General features: G+C 53.4%; 24 protein-coding genes. 15 read left to right on the top strand and 9 right to left on the bottom strand.

Features of this window, described 5'->3' with window-relative positions; genetic code table 11:
* Window positions 1–58: 58 nt before the first annotated feature.
* Entirely contained in the window at window positions 59–1,150 is a 1,092-nt protein-coding gene (locus H8K47_RS06520; RefSeq protein WP_186880600.1) for a saccharopine dehydrogenase family protein, read from the bottom strand.
* A 138-nt stretch (window positions 1,151–1,288) separates the two neighbouring features.
* Here H8K47_RS06520 and H8K47_RS06515 point away from each other — a divergent pair, with 138 nt between their 5' ends.
* Entirely contained in the window at window positions 1,289–1,735 is a 447-nt protein-coding gene (locus tag H8K47_RS06515; RefSeq protein WP_186880599.1) for an Lrp/AsnC family transcriptional regulator, read from the top strand.
* A gap of 75 nt (window positions 1,736–1,810) precedes the next feature.
* On the opposite strand, the gene H8K47_RS06510 is transcribed toward H8K47_RS06515, so the two are convergent.
* Both H8K47_RS06510 and H8K47_RS06505 read right to left on the bottom strand, forming a co-directional pair.
* Window positions 1,811–2,164: a hypothetical protein gene (locus tag H8K47_RS06510; protein ID WP_186880598.1), complete on the bottom strand. Its 354-nt coding sequence runs from the start codon at window positions 2,162–2,164 to the stop codon at window positions 1,811–1,813.
* A 131-nt stretch (window positions 2,165–2,295) separates the two neighbouring features.
* Window positions 2,296–2,619 carry a hypothetical protein gene (locus H8K47_RS06505; RefSeq protein ID WP_186880597.1) on the bottom strand — a complete coding sequence of 108 codons (324 nt, stop codon included), beginning with the start codon at window positions 2,617–2,619 and terminating at the stop codon, window positions 2,296–2,298.
* 152 nt (window positions 2,620–2,771) lie between these two features.
* On the opposite strand from H8K47_RS06505, the gene H8K47_RS06500 reads away from it, so the two are divergent.
* The gene (locus H8K47_RS06500) at window positions 2,772–4,856 is read left to right on the top strand and encodes a prolyl oligopeptidase family protein (protein WP_186880596.1); all 2,085 of its coding nucleotides are present in this window, start codon (window positions 2,772–2,774) and stop codon (window positions 4,854–4,856) included.
* Between the two features lie 27 nt (window positions 4,857–4,883).
* Here H8K47_RS06500 and H8K47_RS06495 read toward each other — a convergent pair whose 3' ends face one another.
* The 3 genes from H8K47_RS06495 to kbl all read right to left on the bottom strand — a co-directional run bounded on the left by H8K47_RS06495 (window position 4,884) and on the right by kbl (window position 8,665).
* Complete coding sequence (locus H8K47_RS06495; RefSeq protein ID WP_186880595.1) at window positions 4,884–6,266, bottom strand: L-serine ammonia-lyase; 1,383 nt, start codon at window positions 6,264–6,266, stop codon at window positions 4,884–4,886.
* A 124-nt stretch (window positions 6,267–6,390) separates the two neighbouring features.
* Complete coding sequence (locus H8K47_RS06490; RefSeq protein WP_186880594.1) at window positions 6,391–7,356, bottom strand: NAD-dependent epimerase/dehydratase family protein; 966 nt, start codon at window positions 7,354–7,356, stop codon at window positions 6,391–6,393.
* Between the two features lie 103 nt (window positions 7,357–7,459).
* On the bottom strand, window positions 7,460–8,665 hold the full coding sequence (gene kbl, locus H8K47_RS06485; protein ID WP_186880593.1) for a glycine C-acetyltransferase: 1,206 nt from the start codon (window positions 8,663–8,665) through the stop codon (window positions 7,460–7,462).
* Between the two features lie 303 nt (window positions 8,666–8,968).
* Between kbl and H8K47_RS06480 the strand changes: the two genes are divergently transcribed.
* The 5 genes from H8K47_RS06480 (at window position 8,969) to thrC (ending at window position 14,722) form a co-directional block, all read left to right on the top strand.
* On the top strand, window positions 8,969–9,541 hold the full coding sequence (locus H8K47_RS06480; RefSeq protein WP_162021014.1) for a helix-turn-helix domain-containing protein: 573 nt from the start codon (window positions 8,969–8,971) through the stop codon (window positions 9,539–9,541).
* Window positions 9,542–9,610: 69 nt separating this feature from the next.
* On the top strand, window positions 9,611–11,908 hold the full coding sequence (locus H8K47_RS06475; RefSeq protein WP_186880592.1) for an FdhF/YdeP family oxidoreductase: 2,298 nt from the start codon (window positions 9,611–9,613) through the stop codon (window positions 11,906–11,908).
* Window positions 11,909–11,915: 7 nt separating this feature from the next.
* The gene (locus H8K47_RS06470) at window positions 11,916–12,206 is read left to right on the top strand and encodes a hypothetical protein (protein ID WP_222612738.1); all 291 of its coding nucleotides are present in this window, start codon (window positions 11,916–11,918) and stop codon (window positions 12,204–12,206) included.
* A complete protein-coding gene (fdhD, locus tag H8K47_RS06465; RefSeq protein ID WP_230410162.1) occupies window positions 12,178–13,074 on the top strand; it encodes a formate dehydrogenase accessory sulfurtransferase FdhD in 897 nt (298 codons plus the stop codon). The genes H8K47_RS06470 and fdhD overlap by 29 nt, the downstream gene beginning before the upstream one ends.
* Window positions 13,075–13,258: 184 nt before the next feature.
* Window positions 13,259–14,722, top strand: a complete 1,464-nt coding sequence (thrC, locus tag H8K47_RS06460) for a threonine synthase (RefSeq protein WP_186880591.1) — start codon at window positions 13,259–13,261, stop codon at window positions 14,720–14,722.
* A 72-nt stretch (window positions 14,723–14,794) separates the two neighbouring features.
* Here the strand turns inward: thrC and H8K47_RS06455 are convergent, their stop codons facing one another.
* Window positions 14,795–15,697: an EamA family transporter gene (locus tag H8K47_RS06455; RefSeq protein WP_186880688.1), complete on the bottom strand. Its 903-nt coding sequence runs from the start codon at window positions 15,695–15,697 to the stop codon at window positions 14,795–14,797.
* Between the two features lie 144 nt (window positions 15,698–15,841).
* The gene (locus H8K47_RS06450; RefSeq protein WP_230410161.1) at window positions 15,842–16,231 is read right to left on the bottom strand and encodes a DUF1842 domain-containing protein; all 390 of its coding nucleotides are present in this window, start codon (window positions 16,229–16,231) and stop codon (window positions 15,842–15,844) included.
* Between the two features lie 369 nt (window positions 16,232–16,600).
* Here H8K47_RS06450 and H8K47_RS06445 point away from each other — a divergent pair, with 369 nt between their 5' ends.
* The 7 genes from H8K47_RS06445 to H8K47_RS06415 all read left to right on the top strand — a co-directional run bounded on the left by H8K47_RS06445 (window position 16,601) and on the right by H8K47_RS06415 (window position 22,439).
* Window positions 16,601–17,002, top strand: a complete 402-nt coding sequence (locus tag H8K47_RS06445; protein WP_186880590.1) for a hypothetical protein — start codon at window positions 16,601–16,603, stop codon at window positions 17,000–17,002.
* Between the two features lie 6 nt (window positions 17,003–17,008).
* Window positions 17,009–17,548 carry a GNAT family N-acetyltransferase gene (locus H8K47_RS06440; RefSeq protein WP_186880589.1) on the top strand — a complete coding sequence of 180 codons (540 nt, stop codon included), beginning with the start codon at window positions 17,009–17,011 and terminating at the stop codon, window positions 17,546–17,548.
* A gap of 112 nt (window positions 17,549–17,660) precedes the next feature.
* Window positions 17,661–18,533, top strand: coding sequence for a PhzF family phenazine biosynthesis protein (locus H8K47_RS06435; RefSeq protein WP_186880588.1), 873 nt, complete (start codon window positions 17,661–17,663; stop codon window positions 18,531–18,533).
* A 152-nt stretch (window positions 18,534–18,685) separates the two neighbouring features.
* Window positions 18,686–19,798 carry a bifunctional 3,4-dihydroxy-2-butanone-4-phosphate synthase/GTP cyclohydrolase II gene (gene ribBA, locus H8K47_RS06430; protein WP_186880587.1) on the top strand — a complete coding sequence of 371 codons (1,113 nt, stop codon included), beginning with the start codon at window positions 18,686–18,688 and terminating at the stop codon, window positions 19,796–19,798.
* Window positions 19,799–19,956: 158 nt separating this feature from the next.
* On the top strand, window positions 19,957–20,457 hold the full coding sequence (ribH, locus tag H8K47_RS06425; RefSeq protein WP_162021005.1) for a 6,7-dimethyl-8-ribityllumazine synthase: 501 nt from the start codon (window positions 19,957–19,959) through the stop codon (window positions 20,455–20,457).
* A gap of 141 nt (window positions 20,458–20,598) precedes the next feature.
* Window positions 20,599–21,063, top strand: a complete 465-nt coding sequence (nusB, locus tag H8K47_RS06420; protein ID WP_186880586.1) for a transcription antitermination factor NusB — start codon at window positions 20,599–20,601, stop codon at window positions 21,061–21,063.
* A gap of 203 nt (window positions 21,064–21,266) precedes the next feature.
* Window positions 21,267–22,439, top strand: coding sequence for a pyridoxal phosphate-dependent aminotransferase (locus tag H8K47_RS06415; RefSeq protein ID WP_186880585.1), 1,173 nt, complete (start codon window positions 21,267–21,269; stop codon window positions 22,437–22,439).
* A 74-nt stretch (window positions 22,440–22,513) separates the two neighbouring features.
* Here H8K47_RS06415 and H8K47_RS06410 read toward each other — a convergent pair whose 3' ends face one another.
* Window positions 22,514–23,455, bottom strand: coding sequence for a transglycosylase SLT domain-containing protein (locus tag H8K47_RS06410; RefSeq protein ID WP_186880584.1), 942 nt, complete (start codon window positions 23,453–23,455; stop codon window positions 22,514–22,516).
* Window positions 23,456–23,947: 492 nt separating this feature from the next.
* Here H8K47_RS06410 and ubiD point away from each other — a divergent pair, with 492 nt between their 5' ends.
* A complete protein-coding gene (gene ubiD / locus H8K47_RS06405) occupies window positions 23,948–25,432 on the top strand; it encodes a 4-hydroxy-3-polyprenylbenzoate decarboxylase (RefSeq protein WP_186880686.1) in 1,485 nt (494 codons plus the stop codon).
* The last annotated feature ends 176 nt before the right edge of the window (window positions 25,433–25,608 follow it).

The raw sequence follows: 25,608 nt of genomic DNA, 5'->3' as shown, positions 1-25,608 counted from the left end.
GATGTCTGTGTCAGCCTGACGCTGGATCGGGTCATGCTAAATTGTGCTCAAATCGTGCTTAGATTGCGTAGTAGCGGCCGAAGCGGTTAGCCAGGAAGTCAGACAGCAGGGTCTGCTCCTGACGCACCAGCCCGTGTTGTGGCAGTTTGCCTGTCACCACCAGATCCACCATGGCGCAGATGCCGGAGGCGGTTGTCAGCTGGATGGCTGACAGTAACTGGCCATTCACTTCCTGAGCATAGATTTTCTTAGCGTAAGATTCCTGTTCCAGACGGCCGTCGCGCATACCGACCACACTCACGAAAACCAGCACCACATCCTGCTTGGTCATAGGAATCGCAGTCTCCATTACTTCTTTCAGGATAGGGCGGCGTTCCAGCTTACCCAGTTGCAGATCGCGAATCAGCATTTTAACGATGTCGCGGTGGCCAGGGTAACGTACCGTTTTATAGTTCAGATTCTGTACTTTGCCTTGCAGGCTTTCGCACAGCGTGCCGAGGCCGCCGGAGGTATTGAATGCTTCGTAATCGATGCCGTCGAGCGAGAAGTGTTCGATTTCTTCCAGTGCTGCAGTTTCGCGCAATTCGCCGTCCACAATCGCCTCGCAGGGATTGCAGTATTCGTTGATCAGACCGTCGGTGCTCCAGGTCAGATTGTATTTCAATGCATTGTTGGGGAAAGTCGGCAAAGCGCCGACTCGCATGCTGACGTCACGCAGGGTGTCAAAGCGTTTTGCGACATCATTGGCAACGATAGAGATAAATCCGGGTGCCAGGCCGCATTGCGGTACGAAGGCGCAATCGGCGTTGTCAGCCAGCTGCTTGACGATGCGGGTGCTTTCTACATCTTCAGTCAGGTCAAAATAGTGTGAATTGGCGGCTTTGGCAGCGCCTGCGATGACAGGTGTCAAAAAGTAAGGACAGGCGGACATGGTGACTTTGTGGCCGCGGATTAATTCTGTGACTGCTGCCTTGTCGCTCAGGTCGGCTTGCACGATGCGGGTGTTAGGGAAGCCAGCCTGCTCCACATATTTAAGGCGTTCTGCATCGCGGTCAGCTACGGTGATTTCATAGTCACCGGTATGGGACAGCAGATTCAAAATTGCGTCACCGATTTTGCCAGCGCCCAACAGGATAAGTTTAGTTGCCATGATTTTGTCTCCAGTTTGTTGTTTATAGGTTTATGCAGAGAGTCTATGCCGGAGTTTTGTCAGATAATAGAGCGAAATTTATCGTCAGACTGCAGGAGTCTGATACATTTTGACTAAAGCTTAAAACAAAATGACGATATGAGACCTGAACTTGATGAAGTAGATAACAAAGTACTGGCTTTGCTCATGGATAACGCCAGGCTGCCGGTGACCAGCATTGCGAAACAGGTGGGGATCGCACGTACCACCGTGATTGCCAGGATAGCAGCGCTGGAAAAGCGCGGCATTATCGCCGGTTACGGGGTGAGGATGAGCCATAAGCTGGTGCAGCCTGCCGTACGCGCCTACGTCGGCTTATCGGTGGATGCGAAGTTTGCCGGTGCTTTAATCAAATACCTGCAACAATTGCCCGAGACTGAGACCTTGTGTGCTGTCAGCGGCACGATAGACTATATGCTGACCTTGCGCTGTGATTCTACCGATACCCTGGATCGCCTGCTGGATCAGATTGGTGCGATGGACGGCGTGCGTCAAACCGCGACATCGATCATTCTGAGTAAGCGCATCGACCGCGGTGCGATCTGAGGCAGGAGAATCTGTGCCAGATTAAGCCGCGTTGGCGCGGTATTTAATGTGGCCTGAATACCAGATTGGGTGTGCTCAGATACCTGTGCTGGAACCTGGTTTGCTGTTGAGCTGAGCTTTTTTGTCAAAGCTGGTAGGCTTTTTTGCAGTCGAAGTGCCGGTTTCAGAAAAATGCGTACTGGATTGCTGCAGTATTTGCAAATGTACCGATGCGCGATCCAAACCACTACGATCTAGCGGAGTTTGCGTCTGAGAGCTGGCGCTGGCACTGGCGGAACTGGATTCCTGTGCACTTTCGTTGAGTGTTTTTTCTTGTTGATTTTGTTGTATGGCGATGGATGAAGTCATCGCAGACGCATTAGCTCCGACCACTGCACCAGTCACAAATGTTGCTGAAAGCAAACAAAAGAGTAAAGGTTTTTTTAACATGATTGCCTGCTGATAGAGTAAGTTGAGACAAACTGGCCATTCAATTCTGATGCTGCTGTTGCGATGAAGCGTGATGCAAAGACTAATTGTCTGACACTAAGCTGATTGCGGTCAAGCCAAATTAAATCAAATTAAGCAAGAATTGCAGATTTTTTTCTGAGTTTTACTGTGTTTTGGGCTTTGGACTGGGCTTGGGTGTCGCTTGCTGCTTTTTCCGCCAACGTCATTGCTTTGGCGGAAATGACAACAGTTTGTATCTGGGGATGGAATTGCTCCATATCGTAAGCAATTTTTTGTTCAACGGTCATTTTTTGTGCTGAAATGATTACGCTGGGTACGACAGTCACTTGTGGCTTGGGAGAGAGAAATGCCAGGCTCACCACTGTGGCTGCACTCAGGCTGGCCAGCGTCAGCAAGCTGATGGAATGCAATTTGGATGATTTTTGTGTAGACATGATGGTTTTTCCTGTGGTTGGGGCGATGTCAGCACTGTAGATAAAATGCATAGATTGCACGATTGAAATGCGATGAATTGCAGAAAGTCAGGGATGAACTTCAAAAAACTTGAAATGAATGGCAAATACTTTGCCCACATAAAGCGGAGACCATGAATCAAACTGTTTTTTTTGCGATACGGAATCAGACTCAGGGTCAAAACAAGTGTCTGCAATGGCTGGTTCCAGCCCTTGTGGTGTTAGCCTTGCTGGCAGCGCCGGCGTGGGCGCAGCTGGCAGCTTGGGGCAGCTATCCTAAGTTGCCGGTGTTAAATGAAATTCCCGCTGCAGATCCGTTGGCGATTCTGGAGCAGCGCGATGATCCTCAGGTGCAGCTCTGGGTGCGTCGTCAACATGCTTTCAGTCAGCAATTTCTGCAGCGCTACCCGCAATTGTCAGACTGGCAGAAAACGGTAGGAAATACTGGCATGGCGTCAGAGCCAGAAACCGCGGCGCTCAGCACTGCGACTGGCCTGATCTGGACTGAGCGTGGCGCAGACCGTCGTGCACGTGTGTTGCAGAAAAATCGGGAAACCGGGGCCGAACGCGTGCTCTATGTCTCAGCACCTGAGGCCGGAATCCTGCAGCTAAGTCTGTCCCCTGATCGCAGTGCGATCGCACTTCAAGTCCGTCAGTCTGAGCAGGAGCTGGCAATTGTGATGCAGCTTGATGAGCTGAAGCCGGAGCCGGAACTTCGTATTGCACCTGGCAGCGGGTTGAGTTGGCGTGCTGACAGTCGTGTTCTGTACTATCAGCCGGCATTGGGCGCGGTGACGGAGTTGTGGCAGCATCAGCTTGGACAGCCAGCGCAGCCCGATAAGGCTTTGCTACGCAGTGGCAAAGCGATGCAACTGCGTGCACATGCGCGTTTGCAGCTATTGATTGCGGAGCAGGCTGACGCTGTGCTGCTGGTCAGCCGCAATTCGCAACGGCAAATTATGCAACTGGCTGTCGCACGACGCTCTGAATTCGATAAAAACGCAGCGCGTTGGCAAATGCTGGCTGGCCAGCCAGATCTGTGTAAGGACCTCGCAATTCAGGGGAAGGATTTGTTACTGATTGTGGATAATAAGCCGGGTACAAAAATTACCGTACCAGCTTCCACGGCAAAACAGTCGGAAGCACCTAAGCAGAATGCAGTTTACCGGCTGTCTCTGAGTGCGCCTCAACTCAGTAATGCAAAGCTGGTGTTTCAGGACGATAAGCTGGACTTGCAAGGGCTGGCGATACGTGGCGGCACGGTGTTTGTACTGGCTTATCGTGATGGCGCACATCAATTGCTGAAACTCGTTGGCAAAGCAAAAGCGGAGTCAGTGCAATTGCCATTTGCCGGGCGTGTACGGCAGTTGAGTCTGGGCAGCGACGATGAGGGAATTTTGATCGATATCGAGGCTGCAGATCGCCAGCATGCCTGGTATGTGGCTCCCGATGGGAAGGAATTTTCACCCTTGTTAAGACCGCATCCGGACGGCGTCAAGGTGCAGCAGCGTGCTGCCATTCATATTTTGCCAGGGCAGGCAGGTGCACTGACATTATTGTATCCACGCGGTGCCGAAGTCGACGGCAAACGCCCGGTATTACTGATGCTGGCACCGGAACCGGCACGTCCAGAACGTTATACCGATGGGTTTCAGGCCTGGCTGGAACAAGACGCGATCGTCGCGACGTTGGTATTACCGGCGGCGGGTAAAGCACATGTCGCCGATAGCCTGATCGCGGCAGCGGAGTATCTGGTCCGTGCATCGATTTCTACTGAAGGCAAAATATTCTTATTCGCTATTGGGGATGCTGATGCCGCGTTGATGCAGGCAGCTTTGCAAAGGCCTGTATTGTTTGGTGCTGTCGCATTACGCAACCTGCGGCTGGATACGGCAGCGCCAGCGAAGGCAAAGGGCAGGCAGGCAGAAGCAAGTGTAACCAGCGATCTCGATCGTTGGCCATTTCAGTCGCATTTGCAACAGGGCTTGCAGCATCCGCCGGTGTTGTTGTTGGCAGATAAGGAGAAGTCAGAACAGAGTGTTGTGATGACGGCCAAGCTGGCTGCGGCTTTGCAGCTATTGTCAGGCAGCCCGCAAGCGCCGGTATTGCTGACTTTATCAACGGATAAAGCGATGGATGAACATGAATGGAAGGCCAATGCCTGGGCATTTTTTCTGTGGAAGGCGGGGCTGCCGCGTTTTGCACTGGCGCCCCGCTAACATCTGCCTGCGGCTGGTATCAGGATATCAGCAGGCAGCGTAATTCACGCTGACGACATGGATGGCCAGGCCGCCAAGTGAAGTTTCTTTGTACTTGGCCTGCATGTCTGCGCCAGTCTGACGCATGGTTTCGATTGCGTCATCCAGTGTGACTTTATGCGTGCCATCACTGCGCAGGGACAGGGAGGCTGCGGTGATGGCTTTCACTGCGCCCATACCATTACGTTCTATGCAAGGGATCTGGACCAGACCACCGATAGGATCGCAAGTCATACCCAGGTGGTGTTCGATACCGATTTCTGCCGCAGCTTCTATTTGCTCATTGGTGCCACCCAGCGCTGCGGTCAGACCGGCCGCAGCCATCGCGCAGGCCACACCGACTTCACCCTGGCAGCCAATCTCAGCACCGGAAATCGACGCGTTTTTCTTGCACAGCATGCCAATCGCGGAGGCTGCCAGCAGGAAGCTGCGTATGCCTTGCTGTGGGTTGCTCGGTTTGCAGTCTTCAGCGTAATAGCGCAATACGGCGGGGATAATGCCAGCCGCGCCATTGGTCGGTGCTGTCACAACGCGGCCACCAGCCGCATTTTCTTCATTCACAGCCATCGCATATAAACTCACGCGGTGCATGCCGTCGTGTGGCAAGACATCAGTTGTCTCATTGGCAGTGCGCCACAGCTTGGCGGCGCGACGCTGAACTTGTAAGCCGCCCGGCAGTTCGCCGCTCAGTTGCAGGCCGCGCGAGATACAGGCTTTCATCACCGACCAGATTTTATCGAGACCGTCATCCAGTTCCTGTTCGGAACAGTGCACCAGTTCGTTGGCACGCAGCATGGCGGTTATGCTCAGGCCGGTACGTTTGCCATGGGCCAGCAATTCCGCCATCGTGGCAAAAGGATAGGGGACGGCTTTGTCTGTAGCAGTTTCGGCAGAGGCGGGTTGTGACAGTTCTTCTGCCGAATAGATAAATCCGCCTCCGGTAGAGTAGAAAGTTTTTTCTTCAATACTGCCATCCAGGCGTGTCAGGATGAATTTCATGCCATTTGGATGACCTGGTAATACTTCCTGTTTGAACCACAGAATATCATTGGCAGGATCAAACGCAACCGGGTATTCGCCCAGTAAACGCATCTGATGGCTGCTGTTGAGTCGTGCCAGCTTGTCAGCCACGCTTTCCGGTGCCAGGTCTTGCGGTGTTTCACCCATCAGGCCAAGTAAAACAGCGGTATCTGTCGCATGGCCGCTGCCGGTCAGTGCCAGCGACCCGTATAGCGCCGCCTGCACCTTGCTGACTTGTTGCAGATTGCCAGCCTCCAGTAAAAAGCGTCTGGCTGCCAGCATAGGGCCGACGGTATGGGAACTGGATGGACCCACGCCTATTTTAAATAAATTGAATACACGCATGTCCATCGTATGACCTCTTTGTCTCTTATTTGTGTTGCGCAAAATGGTCAGGCCGGGCCTGGTAGTTGTGGAGCACGATGGCTCGTCACCAGGCTGATACCTGAATTTCTGCGCTATTTATGAAATAAAATTATGCCGCTAACTCCTTGCCATCGACGCGGATATTTTTCAACATGTCGGTGACCAGATCCTGCAGCCCGACTTGAGCCTGCCAGCCCCAGTCTGTGCGGGCTTGTGCATCGTCCAGGCTTTGCGGCCAGGAAGCTGCAATCGCCTGACGGCTGTCGGGAGCGTAGTGTATGTCAAATGCCGGCAAATTTTGTTTGATTGCAGCTGCCAATTCGCGCGGATTAAAACTCAAACCGGCGACATTATACGAAGAACGTACAGAAAGTTTGGCGGCGTCCGCATCCATCAGTGTAATCGTTGCGCGGATCGCGTCCGGCATGTAGATCATCGGTAAAGTGGTTTCTGCTTCCAGGAAGCAGCTGTATCCCTCACCACGCAAAGCGGAATGGAAAATCGCGATTGCATAGTCGGTGGTGCCGCCGCCTGGTGGTGACTTGAAGCTGATGATGCCAGGGTAGCGGATGCTGCGTACATCGACGCCATATTTGTCGAAATAGTATTCGCACAGACGTTCACCGGCCAGTTTGCTGATACCGTAAATCGTGCTTGGATCCATGACTGTGTATTGCGGCGTATTGACCGGTGGCGTATTCGGGCCAAACGCAGCGATAGAAGAAGGCCAGAATACTTTTAAAGGTTTGCCAGCTTCGCCGCGAATACGCGCGATTTCCAGGATGTTGAGCAAGCCATCCATATTCAGCTCCCAGGCTTTCAACGGTGCTTTTTCGCCAGTCGCGGACAGCAGCGCTGCCAGCTGATAGACCTGAGTGACCTGATATTGCTCGATGACTTCGGTAATGCGTGCTGCATTCAGTACATCAATGATTTCATAGACCGCCGCGCCATACAGGCTGGCCGGGCTGATATCCGCTGCAATCACATTGTTTGCACCATGCTGTGCTGCCAGGGCTTCCACCAGTTCACTGCCGATCTGACCATTAGCGCCAATAACAAGAATTTTTTCCATATTTTTTCCAGATTAAAAGTAGATAGCTCTATCGCCGTAAAACCGAGTCTCAGCCAGTATGCTGCAAATGTGCACGCTGGTCTCAGTTTTCGTCAATGCTGAATTACGGGATCAGTCCGAGTTCGCGACCCGCCTGCGCAAAAGCAGCGAGCGCGGTGTCGAGTTGTTCTATGCTATGCGCAGCGGACAGTTGCACCCTGACCCGGGCTTGTCCCATCGGTACCACAGGGTAGAAGAAACCAGTGACGAATACGCCTAATTCGTACAGACGGGCGGCGAATTTCTGCGCTACCGGCGCATCAAACAGCATGACTGGAACCACAGGATGCGTGCCTGGCTTAATCGTAAAACCCAGCTTGACGATTTCGCGGCGGAAGTGCTCGGTATTGGCATGCAGACGATCGCGCAATTCGGTGGAAGCAGACAATCTTTGCAAGACTGATAAAGAGGCGCCTGCGATGGATGGTGCCAGCGTGTTAGAGAACAGGTAAGGGCGGGATTTCTGACGCAGGGTATCGATCACTTCTTTACGTCCGGCGGTGAAGCCGCCCATCGCGCCGCCCAGAGCCTTGCCCAGGGTGCCGGTGATAATGTCGATGCGGCCGAGCACATTGTGATGCTCGTGCGTGCCGCGACCGGTCTTGCCCATGAAGCCGGACGCGTGGCATTCATCGATCATCACCAGTGCATCATATTTGTCTGCCAGTTCGCAGATTTTATCGAGCTGGGCGATGGTGCCGTCCATAGAGAACACACCGTCCGTTACGATGATGCGGTGACGTTTATCGGCGGCAGCCTGCAATTGTTTTTCCAGATCGGCCATATCATTGTGCGCATAACGATAGCGTGCCGCTTTACATAAACGGATGCCATCGATGATGGAGGCATGGTTCAGTGCATCGGAGATGATGGCATCGTTTTCATCGAACAAAGGCTCAAACACGCCGCCATTGGCGTCGAACGCAGCTGCATACAGAATGCAGTCTTCGGTCCCCAGAAATTCCGCGATTGCTTTTTCCAGTTGTTTATGGACGGTTTGTGTGCCGCAGATAAAGCGTACCGAAGACAGACCGTAGCCGAATTGCTCAGTCGCGGCGATGGATGCCTGTACCATGGATTCATCACCGGACAGACCCAGATAATTATTCGCGCACAGATTGATGAGCTGGCGGCCATCGTCGCAAGTCACGACTGCGCCTTGACGCGAAGCGATCACACGTTCAGGTTTGAACAGGCCTTGTTCGCGTAAGCCGTTCAGGTTGCCCGCCAGTTTATCGATAAAGGCGAGTCTGGAAGTATTCTGGGTCATGCTGGTCTCCGTCTGATCTGGTGCTGGCCAGAGTAGGGTCATCGTATCTTGATGTGCTGAGGAAATCTTGCTGCAGCCTGTGATTGACAACATATTGTTGCAGCATATTTGTCATGCTCTTTTGGCGTTTCAGTGTGTGCAGCTGTTACACTGCTAAACCAAGAAACTGAACAAACTCGCAAATACGCTGATGGCTACACGCGCGCACATCGGGTTAAATAAAATTTAAAAAATTCAGTATTTAGAACTTAAGTTCAATATATCGAATATTAATCATACTTTTTTAGTGGTGCAATAGGCTTTATGAAAAAAGTTTTGTCGAACACGCCGCCGGAAGTCGGTGCGACTTTGCAGAAAATGCGTCTGGAGCGTGGTCTTACTTTAGAAGATTTATCCAGAACTGCCGGAGTTTCTAAGTCTATGCTGTCACAGATAGAGCGCGAAAAAGCCAATCCGACCATTGCAGTTGCATGGCGTCTCGCCAATGCGCTGGGGGTGACGATGGCAGAATTGCTCTCGTCTGAATTGCCTGCCGCTGAGAGCATACGTTTGCTGGAAGCCCATGAAACACCGACTTTGCCGGGCGAACACGCCGGCTATGTGTTGCGCATCCTGGGGCCCATGGAGCTGGCTGGTAAATACGAATGGTATGAGCTGACACTCGCAGCGGGTGGTGCTTTGGTGTCAAATTCACATGACCCTGGTGCATCCGAGCATCTGACAGTCTTGAGCGGTCAGATTGAAGTCGAAGTCGAAGGGCATAAAAAGAAAGTCAAAATTGGTGCGACCGCGCGCTACGATGCCGATAAAAATCACGCAATCCGGAACACCGGTAAGACTGAAGCTAAGGCTTTGCTGGTGGTCATACATCGCTGATCAGCGCAATCCGCTAAGTGAGCTGGTGCTGCTGCCAGCACAGGAAATACAGAATTTGCAGGGGAAAGCATGGGTAAGAAAGTGATTCAGGTCTACAACCGGCCTGCCGGTGGCTGGGGTGCATTAAAAAGCGTTGCACAGCAATTGTTGAATCAGGGCATACCGGGCAAGGGTGCACGGACTTTGCTGTCGGCGAACCAGCCGGATGGCTTTGATTGCCCGGGTTGTGCCTGGCCGGACGCTGACCATACCTCCACCTTCGAATTCTGCGAAAACGGCGCCAAAGCGGTGGCGGCTGAATCAACGGCCAGACGCGCTACGCCAGCGCTTTTCGCTTCGCATACGTTGACAGAGCTGAGTCGCCACAGCGATCACTGGCTGGAAGATCAGGGCAGACTGACCCATCCTATGCGCTACGATGCGGCGACGGATCGTTATGTGGCGGTGTCCTGGGATGAAGCCTTTGCCTTGATCGCGCAGCATTTGCGCGCTTTAGCACGTCCCGATGATGCGATTTTCTATACCTCAGGCCGTACCAGTAACGAGGCAGCGTTTTTGTATCAGTTGTTTGTGCGCGAATTCGGTACCAATAATTTTCCGGATTGCTCGAATATGTGTCACGAGCCATCCGGTCTTGCCATGCGTGAAGCGATAGGGATAGGCAAGGGTACGGTGCTGCTGTCGGATTTTCAGCAGGCCGACGCGATTTTTATTTTCGGACAAAATCCGGGCACCAATCATCCGCGCATGCTGGGCGAATTGCGGGCCGCATCCAAACGTGGTGCAGCGATCGTGTCCTTCAACCCTTTGCGTGAACGCGGACTGGAAAAATTCCAGGACCCGCAGGATGCGCTGGAGATGTTATCCGGTGATGGCAGCACCATTTCCTCAGATTATCTGCAATTGAAGATAGGTGGTGATCTGGCTGCGGTCAAAGGTATCATCAAGTATGTGCTGGAAGCCGATGCGCAGGCGCAGCAGCAAGGGCAGGCGCGACTGATCGATGTCGATTTCATTGCGCAGCACACTGCAAATTTTGAGGCATTTGCTGACGAAGTCGGGCAAGAGTCCTGGGATACCATCGTACGTGAATCTGGCCTGGATCGCAGCCAGATTGAGCGCACCGCGCAAACCTATTTGCATGCGCGCAGCGTGATTGCCTGCTGGGGCATGGGCATCACCCAGCATAAGCATTCGGTCGCAACGATACAGATGATCGTGAATCTGTTGTTGTTGCGTGGGCATCTGGGCCGGCCCGGTGCCGGTGCCTGTCCGGTACGTGGCCATAGCAATGTGCAGGGTGACCGCACCATGGGCATCAATGAAAAACCGGCGCCAGCCTTCCTCGACCGATTGCAGCAAGTGTTTGGCTTTGAGGTGCCGCGTGAGCATGGCTATGATACGGTGGGCGCGATAGAAGCCATGCTGGCGTCACCGGATAAAGTATTTTTCGCGATGGGTGGTAATTTTGCGACTGCGACGCCCGATACCGACCTTACGCATCGCGCTTTACGCAATTGTGCGCTGACGGTGCATGTGGCCACCAAATTAAATCGCAGTCATCTGGTCTGTGGCCGTGATGCGCTGATTCTGCCTTGTCTGGGGCGCACTGAAATTGATATGCAGGCCACAGGCCCGCAGGCGGTCACGGTGGAAGACTCGATGAGCATGGTGCACCTGTCTTCCGGCATGAATGTCCCGGCCTCGCCTGATTTATTGTCTGAACCGGCCATCGTGGCACGCATGGCGGTGGCGACCTTGCAGGGCAGAACGCGCATAGACTGGATGGGGCTGCTTGCAGATTACGACCGTATCCGCGATAAAATTGCTGACGTATTTGACGACTTTGCCGGTTTCAATACCCGGGTGCGGGTACCGGGCGGCTTCCATTTGCGAAATAGTGCACGCGAACTGGAGTGGCGCACTGCAAGCGGTAAGGCCAACTTCTTTGCACATGCAGTACCGACTGATTTGCCTATCCATCAGATCAGAAGCGCGCAACAGCAAACCGTATTCAATCTGGCCACGATACGTTCCCACGATCAGTACAACACTACCATCTATGGCATGAATGACCGCTATCGGGGCGTATTTGGCGAGCGCCGCGTGCTGTTCATCCATGCGGAAGATATCCGTGCTCTGGGCTTCCGTGCTGGCGACTGGGTAGACATCACCAGCATTTCAGAAGATAAGTCTGAACGTAGTGTTAAGCGCTTTATGCTGGTTGAATACAATATTCCACGTGGTTGTCTGGCGGCTTACTTCCCCGAGACCAATGGTCTGGTTGCCTTGTCCAGCGTGGCTGACCGGGCGCGTACGCCGACCTCCAAATCGATACCGGTCACACTGGCCGCACATCAGGCCTGAGTTCGCTATGACGATGGAGACCACAGCTCCCGGTGCAGAACAGGCTGATCTGGCGATGCTGGCGCAGATAGAGGCACTAATGCTGGCCTTGCGGCCGGAGGCGCAGCCGGTATCGGCGCAAAAGCTGTGCAAACGCTTGCAAATCCGTATGAGTACCTTGCTGCGCTGCCTCGCCTATCTGGGTGAGCAGGATATGGCGGGACAAGCCGGATTAGGCTGGGTACACAGTGAGCAGCAGGGGGAGCGTCTGCTGCTCAGCCTGACTGCGCTTGGCCACGCTACCTGCGCATCATGGTGAGGTGGTGATGCAGCCGGATCAGCCTGTCACAGAAGAGGTGGACGGTCTGCCGCCGAGCCTGACGGTGACGGTGCAGCGCGTACGTTATGCTGAACCCGGTATGCAGGCTGTTTCCGACCAGGTGGCGCAGGAAGTGCCGGTGGCGCTGGTCTATAACGGCATATCGCATGCCGTGATGATGGCCAGTCCGTCCGATCTCGAGGATTTTGCACGTGGCTTCAGTTTGTCTGAGGGCGTGGTTAGTCGGGTGCAGCAGATTTACGATATCCGCATACTGCAGCAGCATCAGCCTGCGGGCCTGGTGCTGGAGATACAGATCGCCGCTGAATGTGTTGACCAGCTCAAACGGCAGAAGCGTCAGCTGGCCGGACGTACCGGTTGCGGTCTGTGCGGAATTGATAGCCTGGCAGCGTTGCCGCAGTCTTGCGTGCAGGTCAGTGCCGGACCACCTATCCCGCTGACCGCGCTACAAGCCGCACTGCGGCAAATGCCGGCGCTGCAGGTGCAGAATGCAGTCACCGGCGCGCTGCACGCGGCGGCCTTTGCCAGTCTGGATGGGCAAATTACGATGTTGCGCGAAGATGTAGGGCGTCACAATGCGCTCGATAAGCTGACCGGTGCACTGGCGCAGCATTGGCGGCATGTACCTCGGCCAGATGGTTTTGTGCTGTTGAGCAGCCGCGCCAGCTATGAACTGGTACAGAAAACCGCAGTTGCCAATATCCGCCTCATGGTCTGCCTGTCTGCGCCGACCGCACTGGCCTTGCAACTGGCGCAGGAGGCAGGTATCTGTCTGATCGGATTTGCGCGGCACAGCGGACTGGTGATTTACACTCATCCGGAAGCAGTTCTGCTGTCGGATGACTGACTATGATGTTGCTGATCTTGAGCGCGAGACCTGAATATATGCAACAAAGATATATCCTTAGATGCATCTGAATATAAGAAAGAATATCTGAGTTTTTGCCAAATTTGTGCAGGTTATTTGGTGGTAAGGGCGATATAATGGGGTGAAAATTTACCTTATCGACTCTACTCTCCTTGCTCAAAGTATGCATTACGCCTCAACCCGCGGACATGCCGCGTCGCAAAGTTTTTCCGAAATCCTGTTAGGTGGGCTAGCCCCGGACGGTGGTTTGTATCTGCCGGCCAGCTATCCTCAGGTCTCAGCTGCCGAGCTCAACGCCTGGCGTGAATTAAGCTATGCCGAGCTCGCATTTGAAGTTTTGCGCAAATTCGCTACCGATATTCCGGAAGCAGATTTGCGTGCCATGACAGCCAAAACCTATACCGCCGAGGTGTATCGCAATGCGCGTGAGGGCGAGGATGCTGGCCAGATTACGCCTTTGCGCGTGCTGCAGGAAGATGGCGCAGGCCGTAAGCTGATTTTACAAGCCTTGTCGAATGGCCCGACGCTGGCATTCAAGGATATGGCGATGCAGCTGCTCGGCAATCTGTTTGAATATGCGCTGGAAAAAAATCAGGCTGAACTCAATATTTTTGGCGCGACTTCCGGCGATACAGGTAGCGCGGCTGAATATGCGATGCGTGGCAAACGCGGCATCCGCGTATTCATGCTGTCGCCGCACCAGAAAATGAGCGCCTTCCAGACTGCGCAGATGTTCAGCCTGCAGGACCCGAATATTTTCAATATCGCGGTAGAAGGCGTATTCGACGATTGTCAGGACTTGGTCAAGGCGGTGTCTAACGATCTCGCCTTCAAACAGCAGCAGCGCATCGGTACCGTGAATTCGATTAACTGGGCAAGGGTAGTGGCGCAGGTGGTGTACTACTTCCGTGGCTATCTGAGCGCGACCACCAGCAATGAACAACAGGTTTCCTTCACTGTACCATCCGGTAATTTCGGTAATATCTGTGCCGGACATATCGCCAGAATGATGGGCTTGCCTATCGCTCAGCTGGTGGTGGCGACCAATGAAAATGATGTGCTGGATGAGTTTTTCCGTACCGGTGTTTATCGCGTGCGAGCTTCTGCAGAAACCTGGCATACCACCAGCCCGTCTATGGATATTTCCAAGGCATCTAACTTCGAGCGTTTCATTTACGATTTGCTCGATGGTGATGCCGCGCGCGTCAAACAACTTTTTGCGCAGGTCGAGAGTAAGGGTGGTTTTGACCTGTCAGGCGCGCCTGGCAGTGATGGTGATGAATTCCATAAAGTGGAGCAGTTTGGTTTTGTCTCCGGTAAATCGGTGCATGCAGACCGCATCCAAACCATACGCCAGGTCAGGGAGCAATACGGCCTCACAGTTGATACTCATACTGCTGACGGCATTAAGGTCGCACGTGAACACTGGCAGCCCGGCGTGCCTATGATCGTGCTGGAAACAGCCTTGCCAGCGAAATTCAATGAAACCATACGCGAAGCACTGGGTGAAGATGCGCAGCGTCCGGCGGGATTTGAACGGATTGAGGAGCTGCCGCAGCGTTTTGTTGTGATGCAGCCGCAAGTTGAAGCAATGAAAGCCTATATCGCCCAACATACCGGCTTGTAAGCGACTAAGCACAAAAAGAAAACGGCGCTGTCTTTGATTCAGAGGCAGCGCCGTTTTTACAGGCAGAAATGCTCAGGTGGCTGGCGAGCGTGTGTTCCAGGCAGCGAACAGCCTGGCGCCAAACACATTGATCAGCAATCCACCCATAACCGTCAGTGCGCCGATGATTTGCAGTTGACTTAGTGCCTCGCCCAATAGCAGCCAGGCGGCACTCAAACCTATCACGGGGACCATCAGCGTCATCGGTGCCACCATATGGGTGGGCAGGCTGGACAGCAAACGTCCCCACAAGGTGTAGCCGATCAGCGTCGCTGCGACCGCCAGATACACGATAGTCAGTGCGGACGACAGCGACATATGTGTGAGGCTGTGAACGATGGTATCGCGGCCTTCGAACATGAGTGACAGCGCAAAGAAGGGCAGAATGGGAATCAGCGCGCTCCAGGAAACCAGACTCAGCACCGCAGTCGGGCCGATTTTTTTATTAATCACATTGCCGCTGGCCCAGGAAAAAGCCGCGCATATCGTTAGGGCGAATCCAGCCAGCGTCACCTGTTGCGCGCTACCCTGTAAGCTGGCGCTGCCCAGGATAAACAAACCCAGTGCCGCCACTAGCATGCCACACAGATTACTCATATGCAGTTTGTCGCCAAATACCAGTGCCGACAAAGCGACCGTAAAAAATGCCTGAGACTGCAATACCAGCGAAGCCAGTCCAGCTGGCATGCCGACTGCCATCGCAGAAAACAAAAAGGCAAATTGCCCCAGGCTGATGGTCAGCGCATAAGCCAGTAACAGACGCAACGGCACTTTGGGGCGAGGCAGAAACAGTATCGCAGGGAAAGCCACCAACATGAAACGCAGTGTGCCCATCAGAAAAGGCGGTATGCCTTTCAGTCCGATTTTAATCACAACAAAATTCATGCCCCATAAGACCACCACGACCAGCGCGGTCAGCAAATGTTGGGGACGCAGTGCAGTAGCTGACATGAGGTGCCTTGTTATCAGGAAGATCAGTCAGTGTAAGCGATTCTGCACAAATGACAGGTGAAAAAAATACAGCCTTGCCCACGTGGCAGACATGAGCAAGGCTACATTCAGTAAATCTGATTCAGGAAATCAGCCAGCCAGATGTTTGACCGGTACATGCTCCACGTGCACATTGCCATAGCTGAAGCCGCCAGTACCTACCCATTCACCATTGATCGCCAGATGGGCTTCGAATGGAATTTCCAGGGGCATAGGGCCATCCGGATGGATCAGGCCATGCAGGCTGACCACCTGGGTCACATTGCCATAACCTGTTGCAAAAATTTTGCCTGTCACATTACCGCTGTAATTACCGTTTTCAGTCGCCTGCGTCACATGGACATGACCTGACACATGATGCTGGCCCGGTACCACGACCAGTGCGTAAGTGACCAGCGGAGCGCCGACTAACTGGGTGTTGCCTATCGTGCCTTTAACCAGGTATGCGCCGATGATAGGGGATGTTGCTGTAGTCATCATAACCTCATAATCGTAATTGAATTTCCTACTCGTCAGGCTTTTCGGAATATCGCCCCGGGGTGTTGTTAAGGTTCCCGGCTACCGCACATCATCCAACTGCGCTGCAGCCGGACACTTGGTACTGATTGCAAATGCTGTGCCAGTACGAAATCAGTATTTCGCCCGCTGCTGAAAGGGTGAATGTGACTGGTTATGTGCCCGAATTGGGTGGGGATTACATGTCATGGTGTTGTGTTGACATGGAAGTTTCAGAAGTTACTTCCCCGTTTTTTATGACTATCTTTGTAATTTTTGATGCGTCGGTTAGACTGCCTCTTTATTTATCGTTCAACATTTGATGACGGTAGGTTTTTGATAGACAAATAAAGTATGAAAAGACGCCTGATTTCCACCTTGCTACTCACAACTGCCATGCCTGCCTTGGCTGAGTCTTCCTGTGCGGTCCGCGCGGCGCAATTGCTGGCGCAGGGGAAAGCGACAGAGCTGGCTACCTGGTTCAACACACCATCCCCGAACAGTGCGGCGGCATTCAGTAAGCTCGTGACCGAGTTGGGCGCGCTGGAGGGTATCGCAGAGGCGACCAGACCGCGATCCGGTACCAGTGTCCGGCTGTCTGTGCCCGCAGATGGCTTGCCTGCTTCGTATGCGCATAGCGCCAGTTGGGCAGATGCGGTGTCGCAGAAGCTGGGCGCAGTGCAGATTCAGGCTTCGGTCGCCTCAGCGCAAAGCTGTCAGTTGCTGGCGTTGCATATTTACGTCTTGCCGCATTAAGGGATTATGCGTAGCCATCTGCAATTGCGCACCGACCAGCCGCACATCATCCTGCGCGATTTGCAGCGCAGTGATGCCGCTGCCTGGTACGCCTATTTACAGTTGCCGCAAACCATAGAGCATACCAGCTGGAATTTGCGTGATCTGCAGGATTTGTTGCCGCAGTTTGACCTCTTCGCATCCTCAGAGGCGGGATCACAGATACGCCTCGCAATCATCGATGAACGCGACGGACGACTGCTGGGGACGATAGGTTTTCATACCATATCGGTGCCAAATCGCAGTGCCGAATTGTCCTATGATCTGGACCCGGCATACTGGGGACAGGGTATCGCAGCCAGTGCAGCGCGCGCCTTGCTGACGTGGGCCTACAGTGAAATGGGCTGGGTACGCATACAGGCCACAGTATTGCCATCGAATTTAGCCTCGATACGGGTGTTGGAAAAGCTGGGTTTCGAGCGCGAGGGCTTATTGCGCTCTTTCCGGCAGGTGCGCGGTGTGGCTGGCGATTTTCTGATGTATTCGCGGCTGACACAGGATGCCTGATTGCAGCGTCTGTAGAGATTAGCGCTGTATTCCCTTGCACTTGCCATAAAGTTCTCCTCTGGCCGCAGACCATCCATTACACTGCTGGCATTGACTCCAAATATTCAAATCTATGCGTGACTATGCCTACCGTTTATTGAATGTATTTGCCGAAGCGACTTTTGGCGGTAATCCCCTCTGTGTATTCGAAGATGGGCGCGGCTTGTCTGATACCGAGATGCAGGCGCTGGCGCGGCAGTTTAATTTGTCCGAAACCGTGTTTTTGCTGCCTTCTGATCAGGCGGATAGGCATATGCGTATTTTTACGCCGGGCACAGAGATGGCGTTTGCCGGTCATCCCAGTGTCGGCTCTGCAGCCGTTGTCAGCGAAATGCTGCAGACTGGTAGTCAGCTCAGTTTGTCCTGCCGCGCCGGGATAGTGCCTTTGCAGCGCAATGACGCAGTCTGGTCTTTTGTTGCGCCTAAACCAGCGCAGATTACGCCTTGCCCGGCCAGTGCGGCAGAAATGGCGCCGGTATTGGGCTTGCAGGCCGAAGATATCGTAGCTGAGCCCTTATGGGTGAATACCGGCTCAGATCAGTTACTGATAGCCGTGAACAGTGCGGCTGCTTTGCAGCAGGCGGGATTCCGCGCTGAGTTGCTGGCGCGCTGGCCGCGCAGCAGTCTTGGACGCCGCACCGTTTTTGTTTTTTATATAGAACAGAACAGCGACCATAGCGTGCAAGGGCAGGCTGTAATTCAGGCGCGCTATTTTTTCGAACGTGTTGATGGCGGTGTCGGCGAAGATCCGGCAACTGGCTCGGCCTGCGCCAACCTGGGTGCCTGGCTCAGGCATCAGAATATGCTGTCGCAACAACAATACTGTGTAGAGCAAGGTGTACAGATGGGACGCCCCAGCGTCTTGTATCTGGATATTTCCGGGCAGGAAAAGATACGGGTCGGTGGCAAAGTCATAGAAATCGGCCGTGGCCGCATTCAAATTTGAGGAAAATCCAGTCTAAAGCGCAGAAAGCGCAGGAAGAGTAAGGCGAAATCCTTTAAAATAGCGGGATTCTTTTCAATTGCAGCTTGTGCAGGCTGCGCTGTCATTCTGGTCATACAGTATCAGCAGCCGTGCCGCATCAGGACTATCTCCCTATGAGTATCTCTACTACCCAGGAAATCGTTGCAGAATTACGTGCAGGTCGCATGGTGATCCTGGTCGACGAAGAAGACCGTGAAAACGAAGGCGACCTGGTGATGGCCGCCGAATTCGTGACACCGGAAGCCATTAATTTTATGGCCAAGTTTGGCCGCGGCCTGATTTGCCTGACGCTGACGGAAGAACGTTGCGAACAGCTGAATCTGGCGATGATGACCAGCCGTAACGGCACTGCCTATGGCACCAATTTCACCGTCTCGATCGAGGCGGCGGAAGGCGTGACCACCGGCATTTCAGCGGCTGACCGCGCGCGTACTGTACGTGTGGCGGTGGATAAGAAAACTACGGCGCATGACATCGTGCAGCCTGGTCATGTTTTCCCGCTCAAGGCACAAAAGGGTGGTGTATTGATGCGTGCCGGTCATACTGAGGCAGGTTGTGATCTGGCGGAGCTGGCCGGACTGACACCGGCTTCTGTGATTTGTGAAATCATGAAAGACGACGGCACCATGGCGCGTCTGCCGGATCTGATCGCGTTCGCGCAGGAACATGAGCTCAAAATCGGCACTATCGCTGATCTGATTCACTATCGCAGCCAGACCGAAAGTATCGTTGACCGGGTTGCAGAGCGTGCTATGCATACTGCGCACGGCAGCTTCAGAACCATCGTTTATCGTGATAAACCCAGCGGTTCTGCCCATCTGGCGCTGATTCATGGCGAACTCGCAGCCGATAAAGAAGCCCTGGTACGTGTGCATCAGCCAGTATCGATACTGGATTTGCTGGAAAGTCAGGCCACTACGCATTCATGGAATATCGCAGCGGCCATGCAGGCGATCAAAGCGTCTGAATCCGGTGTGATCGTGTTGCTCAATTGCGAAGAAAGCGCGGAGCAGTTGTTTGATCAGTTCACCGCACTCAATACACCAGAGAACCGTCCGGTCAGCCGTGCTGCCAGGATGGATTTGCGTAACTATGGTATTGGTGCGCAGATACTTAAGGACGTCGGCGTTGGTAAAATGAAATTACTGGCAAATCCACGTAAAATGCCGTCGATGACGGGCTTTAACCTGGAAGTCACTGGCTATCTGGATAAGCCAGCGGTTTGAGTCATACCGTGTCTTGCAGCGCGATCCGGTTTCACCGGCAGCAAATAAGCAATACGAATAAGTTATACGAATAAGCAATACATACGCAGTACTGAACCCCATGTAACTACGGGGTGCGAATCGATAAGTTTTAAGCGCGTCAGCGCAAAAGGAAGATCATGACAGTTGGACACTACGAATCAAATCTGGATGGCGCAGGTGTACGCGTTGGTATCGTTCAGGCCCGCTTTAACGACAATGTGGGTGCAGGTTTGCTCAACGCCTGTCTGGCTGAACTGAAAAACCTGGGCGTGATGGACGAAGACATCCTGCACGTGACCGTGCCGGGTGCATTGGAAGTGCCACTGGCATTGAAGAAAATGGCGCAAACCAATCAGTTTGATGCCTTGATTGCGCTGGGCGCGGTGATTCGTGGCGAAACCTATCACTTTGAACTGGTTTCGAATGAATCCGGTGCCGGCATTACCCGCGTCGGTCTGGATGCGGGCATTCCGATTGCGAATGCAATTCTGACCACTGAAAATGACGAGCAAGCCGAAGTCCGTATGCAAGAAAAAGGTGCGGACGCAGCGCGGGTTGCTGTTGAAATGGCGAATCTGACCCTGGCTCTGGATGAACTCGCTGAAGCCACAGAAGATCTGGACTACGACGACGAATAATCGTCCTGCTGTGGCGGCCTGCAGGCCGATTGCACAAAGAGCGCAGCCGGTTGAATTTTAAGGCGCAGGCTTTTTGTCCGCCTTTGCGCATATAGCGCTGTCCGGCGGTAATGAACGTATAAGTAAGAGTAAGAGAAAATAATGACCACAAAATCCATACACGCGAATCCAAGTAAGAGTCGCTCCCCGCGCCACCGTGCGCGTGAATTCGCTTTGCAAGGCCTGTACCAATGGCTGCTGAACAATGAAGATTCCGGCGTAATCGACGCCCATATCCGTCAGGCCCACGGCTTTGATAAAGCGGATCGCGAGCACTTCGATATCCTGCTGCACGGTGCGATCAATCAATCCATACAGTTGCGCGAAGCGTTCGGCGATCTGATCGATCGTCCGCTGGTTGAGTTATCCCCGATTGAGCACGCTGTGCTGCTGATCGGCGCATATGAATTGAAAAACCATATCGAAATCCCGTATCGCGTTGTGATCAATGAAGCCGTTGAGCTGACCAAGTCATTTGGTGGTCTCGATGGTCATAAATACGTCAATGGCGTGCTGGACAAGCTGGCTGCCAAGCTGCGTCCTGCCGAGATCGCTGCAGGTAAATAATTTGCCTGCCGAAGTGATATCGGTCACAGTATGATCTGTCCGCCTGACTTCTGACTGAAGCAGGCGGATTTTTTTTGTGGCGACTGGACGCGTAGCGCTGCGCTCACCACGCCAGCGTGCAGCTATGACTGCAGCTCAGACTAGAGCTTGCATCGCCCAGGTCCTCCATCTTTTTCTGGCGCAGCATTTCAGGATAAAACACTATGCAACACCATCTCGCATCCCGGCTCGACCATATCTCGTCTTTCCATGTGATGGAACTCATGAAAATGGCGGCTGAGCTGGAAGCCGAAGGGCGACACCTGATACATATGGGTATCGGTGAGCCTGACTTTACCGCGCCGACCGATGTGATTGCCGCTGCCACCGCCGCGATGGCCGAGGGTAAATTGCAATACACCTCTGCACTGGGTTTGCCTGCCTTACGCAGCGCGATTTCGAGTCATTACCGCGATCAGTTCGGGCTGGATGTGCCAGCGCAGCGGATTATCGTCACAGCCGGTGCGTCTGCTGCCTTGCTGCTAGCCTGTGCTGCGCTGGTCGAGGCGGGCAAGGAAGTGCTGATGCCTGACCCCAGTTATCCTTGTAACCGCCATTTTGTTGCGGCCTTCGAAGGGCGGGCAAGGCTGATCCCATCCGGCCCGGCTGAGCGTTTTCAATTGTCGGCACAAATGGTGCGCGAGCATTGGGGTGCACAGACTGCCGGGGTATTACTGGCCTCGCCATCGAATCCTACCGGCACCTCCATTCCGCAATCGGAGCTGCGCGAAATCATCGACATCGTTAAACAACGCGGTGGTTACACCATCGTCGATGAGATTTATCAGGGACTGAGTTACGAAGGAGCGCCATTTTCTGCACTGTCGCTGGATAGCGATGTGGTGGTAATCAACAGTTTCAGTAAATATTTCAATATGACGGGCTGGCGTTTGGGCTGGCTGGTCGTGCCGGAAAGTATCGTGCCCGCGGTCGAAAAGCTGGCGCAAAACTTGTTTATCTGTGCGTCGGCGGTGGCACAACATGCGGCGCTGGCCTGTTTTACGCCGGACAGCCTGGCTGTTTATGCGGCGCGTAAAGAAGAATTCCGGCGTCGCCGGGATTATCTGGTGCCCGCCTTACGCGAATTAGGTCTGGATGTGCCGGTGACGCCGGATGGTGCCTTTTATGTGTATGCCGATTGTTCGCGCTTCAGTGATGATGCCGATGCCTTCGCTAAACAAGTACTACGTGAAGCCGGGGTGGTGATTGTACCGGGTAAGGATTTTGGTCCTGCGACCGCGCACCGCTATGTACGTTTGTCTTATGCCAATTCGCTGGAAAACCTGCAAGAGGCGGTGCGCCGTCTTAAAACCTTTCTGCACCCTGAAAAAAGCTAAGCCAAAAAAATAAGCCGCCTGTGCGATGAGCAGCAGGCGGCTTATTCGTGTAAGGATGTCTTGTTGCGTTGCGCTTACAGCGCGGCTACCTGATCCTTGGCTTCGGTTTTTGCCTTAGCTTCGTTTTGATCATTACGGATCACAGGAACAGTTTCTGTGTTGCGAATCACAGGAACGGCTGCCGGAGCAGGGTTGCTGAATACGGTAGGAACGTTTTTACCGGCCGACACGTCTTTCAGACGCTTGTATTCGGTCAGCACGCGTGAGCCATAGCCGGAATCGCTATCCATGGCACCAGCGCCCACATACATTTTCAAGCCAGCTTCGACCGAGCCACCGCGTGACACATAGTCTTTCAGGATCAGTGCGCCGACTTTGATGTTGGCAACCGGATTGAGTGCAGCTTTGACGCCACCCATTTCCTGAAATTTTTCATGATGGACTTTGGACATGACCTGCATCAGGCCTTGGGCACCGACCGGGCTTTCAGCAAAAGGATTCAGACCAGACTCAATTGCCATGACTGACAGTATCAGCAGCGGGTCGAGTTTAATTTCTTTCGCAGTCAGATAGGCCGCAGAGACCAGCATATTGGTTGCATCGGTTGCGATGCGGTAGCGTTTGGACAGCCAGTTAGTTACCCATTGTTGCTGGCGTTGGTTACCCAGCATTTTGGCATCTTCTTCGGAAAAGACCGCATTTTGTGCAGCAACTTCCGGTTTTGCCTGACCCGGGGCTTGCATCAGCATCGCCAGGCTTGGGGGTGGCACTTCCGCTTCGGCCACGTCTTCTTCGGTGGTCGCGAATGGAGACAGATTTTTAAATTTATCTGCTAACTCCGGTTTGAAAAACATGGTTGCCAGCGCGAGCATCGCGATGACACCGGAAATCGTCAGGATTTGACGTACTGCGTGCATCAATGCCGGAGCAGATGCGAATGCTGGGGCCGACTGCGCGGGGCGCTGGTCATCCGCAGCTGAACTACCAGGAACAGCTAAGTTAATACGTTGAAGCATTTTTTACCTCCTGAAATTACGCGTCACAGGTAGTGACTTCATACTCTGCAATTCAAACAGCCGCGTATCAGAAACATCGTCATCGTCGCAAGGCGCGAGCGTATGACGCCGGAGTTGTTGATCCATGTGGTCTGTCTGACCTGCTACCGGAGCATCCGGTGATCAACAACTTTTTTCGGGTGAAGGCAGACGCCTTTCGAAAACAATCCTTACAATGTTATATGGGGCCCGATCCCCGTGAATGATGTTACCGTTAGTGGCTAAACTTTCTTCGCATGGAAAGTGCCAGAAGCGTATCGTAGGCCAGAAGCTCTTCATCAAGTTGGGCGAATTGTAGGGGCGGTTTTATATCGAGTCAATACTATCAAAATTGATTTTTATAACTTATAGATATAATGAAAACTGCTGCAAAGCAGCAAAAAACAATAAAATCAAGTACTTAGCGGATTTAGCTTGACCAGCGTATTCAGATAGAGAAAAAAGCGAAAAATGATGAAATATTCGGATTTGAGAGATTTTATTTCTCAATTGCAACAATTGGATGAACTAAAAGTGGTGGATGTCCAGGTTTCCCCGCATCTGGAGATGACTGAGATCTGTGACCGTACCCTGCGTGCCGAAGGTCCGGCGCTGTTATTCCGCCATCCGACCGGACACAGCATTCCGGTATTGGGGAATTTATTCGGTACGCCTAAACGCGTAGCGCTGGGTATGGGTGCCAGTGATCTGAGTGAATTACGCCAGATCGGTCATGTGTTATCCGCACTCAAAGAGCCAGAGCCACCGAAAGGATTTAAAGACCTGCTGGGTATGGGCTCGCTGGTGAAAGCGGTGTGGGATATGGCGCCGAAAGAAGTGCGAGGCGCGAAATGTCAGGAAATCGTGTGGGAAGGGCAGGATGTGGATTTGGCGCGTTTACCGATACAGCATTGCTGGCCGGGGGATATTGCGCCGCTGATTACCTGGGGGCTGGTGATTACCAAGGGGCCCAATAAAAAGCGCCAGAATCTGGGGATTTACCGTCAGCAGGTGTTGGGTCGCAATAAGGTCATCATGCGTTGGCTCGCACATCGTGGCGGTGCACTGGATTTTCGTGAACATGCCCTCATCAACAAAGGCCAGCCTTATCCTATCGTAGTGGCGCTGGGTGCCGATCCGGCGACGATTTTGGGTGCAGTCACGCCGGTGCCGGACAGCCTGTCGGAATACCAGTTTGCCGGTTTGCTGCGCGGCAGCCGCACTGAACTGGTCAAGGCAATCGGCAGCGAATTACGGGTGCCGGCATCGGCAGAAATTGTGCTGGAAGGCCACATCTATCCGGATGAAAACCATCCTTCCGGCTATGAGCATGCATTGGAAGGGCCGTATGGCGACCATACCGGCTATTACAATGAGCAGGACTGGTTCCCGGTATTTACCATCGATCGCATTACCATGCGGCGCGATCCGATTTACCATTCCACCTACACAGGCAAACCACCGGATGAGCCGGCGGTATTGGGAGTGGCGCTGAATGAAGTGTTCATTCCTTTGCTGCAAAAGCAGTTCACGGAGATCACCGATTTCTATTTGCCGCCTGAGGGCTGCAGCTATCGCATGGCCGTGGTGCAGATGAAGAAAGCTTACCCCGGTCATGCCAAGCGCGTGATGTTTGGCGTATGGAGTTTTCTGCGTCAGTTCATGTATACCAAGTTCATTGTGGTGGTGGATGAAGACGTGAATGTACGTGACTGGAAAGAAGTGATCTGGGCCATCACCACCCGCGTCGATCCGGTGCGTGACACCACGCTGGTCGACAACACGCCCATCGATTATCTGGATTTCGCTTCGCCAGTCAGTGGCCTGGGAGGAAAAATGGGGATAGATGCGACCAATAAATGGCCGGGCGAAACCGACCGTGAATGGGGCACCACCATCACCATGTCGCCTGAAGTGAAAGCCAGAGTCGATCAGATCTGGCAGGAACTGGGCTTGTGAAATCCGGCGCCGGCCATGAGTCAGCTTTTGTCATGAGTTGAAATGGATGACTGAGTATACATGAGCCTGCTGGCTGCATTTTGGCTGGAGAAGCGCATCAGGCTTAGGTCTTGGTGTTTCGTATGTCTATCCTGTGCTGTTCTCAGTCGCCTAGGCTCCTCATGAAGGCGAGATAG

The sequence above is a fragment of the Cognatundibacterium rugosum genome (genome assembly GCF_014284365.1).
GTDB lineage: Bacteria > Pseudomonadota > Gammaproteobacteria > Burkholderiales > Burkholderiaceae_D > Undibacterium > Undibacterium rugosum.
This window is presented reverse-complemented; position numbering and strand designations above follow the sequence as displayed.

What these genes read in the sequence shown, in the direction of transcription:
- nusB (WP_186880586.1), top strand. Translation starts at nt 20,599, where the DNA reads ATGACCACAAAATCCATACACGCGAATCCAAGTAAGAGTCGCTCCCCG.
- H8K47_RS06410 (WP_186880584.1), bottom strand. Translation starts at nt 23,455, where the DNA reads ATGCTTCAACGTATTAACTTAGCTGTTCCTGGTAGTTCAGCTGCGGAT.
- H8K47_RS06520 (WP_186880600.1), bottom strand. Translation starts at nt 1,150, where the DNA reads ATGGCAACTAAACTTATCCTGTTGGGCGCTGGCAAAATCGGTGACGCA.
- thrC (WP_186880591.1), top strand. Translation starts at nt 13,259, where the DNA reads ATGCATTACGCCTCAACCCGCGGACATGCCGCGTCGCAAAGTTTTTCC.
- ubiD (WP_186880686.1), top strand. Translation starts at nt 23,948, where the DNA reads ATGAAATATTCGGATTTGAGAGATTTTATTTCTCAATTGCAACAATTG.
- H8K47_RS06475 (WP_186880592.1), top strand. Translation starts at nt 9,611, where the DNA reads ATGGGTAAGAAAGTGATTCAGGTCTACAACCGGCCTGCCGGTGGCTGG.
- H8K47_RS06510 (WP_186880598.1), bottom strand. Translation starts at nt 2,164, where the DNA reads ATGTTAAAAAAACCTTTACTCTTTTGTTTGCTTTCAGCAACATTTGTG.
- H8K47_RS06500 (WP_186880596.1), top strand. Translation starts at nt 2,772, where the DNA reads ATGAATCAAACTGTTTTTTTTGCGATACGGAATCAGACTCAGGGTCAA.
- H8K47_RS06490 (WP_186880594.1), bottom strand. Translation starts at nt 7,356, where the DNA reads ATGGAAAAAATTCTTGTTATTGGCGCTAATGGTCAGATCGGCAGTGAA.
- H8K47_RS06480 (WP_162021014.1), top strand. Translation starts at nt 8,969, where the DNA reads ATGAAAAAAGTTTTGTCGAACACGCCGCCGGAAGTCGGTGCGACTTTG.
- H8K47_RS06470 (WP_222612738.1), top strand. Translation starts at nt 11,916, where the DNA reads ATGACGATGGAGACCACAGCTCCCGGTGCAGAACAGGCTGATCTGGCG.
- H8K47_RS06415 (WP_186880585.1), top strand. Translation starts at nt 21,267, where the DNA reads ATGCAACACCATCTCGCATCCCGGCTCGACCATATCTCGTCTTTCCAT.
- H8K47_RS06445 (WP_186880590.1), top strand. Translation starts at nt 16,601, where the DNA reads ATGAAAAGACGCCTGATTTCCACCTTGCTACTCACAACTGCCATGCCT.
- H8K47_RS06435 (WP_186880588.1), top strand. Translation starts at nt 17,661, where the DNA reads ATGCGTGACTATGCCTACCGTTTATTGAATGTATTTGCCGAAGCGACT.
- H8K47_RS06440 (WP_186880589.1), top strand. Translation starts at nt 17,009, where the DNA reads ATGCGTAGCCATCTGCAATTGCGCACCGACCAGCCGCACATCATCCTG.
- kbl (WP_186880593.1), bottom strand. Translation starts at nt 8,665, where the DNA reads ATGACCCAGAATACTTCCAGACTCGCCTTTATCGATAAACTGGCGGGC.
- H8K47_RS06450 (WP_230410161.1), bottom strand. Translation starts at nt 16,231, where the DNA reads ATGATGACTACAGCAACATCCCCTATCATCGGCGCATACCTGGTTAAA.
- ribH (WP_162021005.1), top strand. Translation starts at nt 19,957, where the DNA reads ATGACAGTTGGACACTACGAATCAAATCTGGATGGCGCAGGTGTACGC.
- ribBA (WP_186880587.1), top strand. Translation starts at nt 18,686, where the DNA reads ATGAGTATCTCTACTACCCAGGAAATCGTTGCAGAATTACGTGCAGGT.
- H8K47_RS06515 (WP_186880599.1), top strand. Translation starts at nt 1,289, where the DNA reads ATGAGACCTGAACTTGATGAAGTAGATAACAAAGTACTGGCTTTGCTC.
- H8K47_RS06495 (WP_186880595.1), bottom strand. Translation starts at nt 6,266, where the DNA reads ATGGACATGCGTGTATTCAATTTATTTAAAATAGGCGTGGGTCCATCC.
- H8K47_RS06505 (WP_186880597.1), bottom strand. Translation starts at nt 2,619, where the DNA reads ATGTCTACACAAAAATCATCCAAATTGCATTCCATCAGCTTGCTGACG.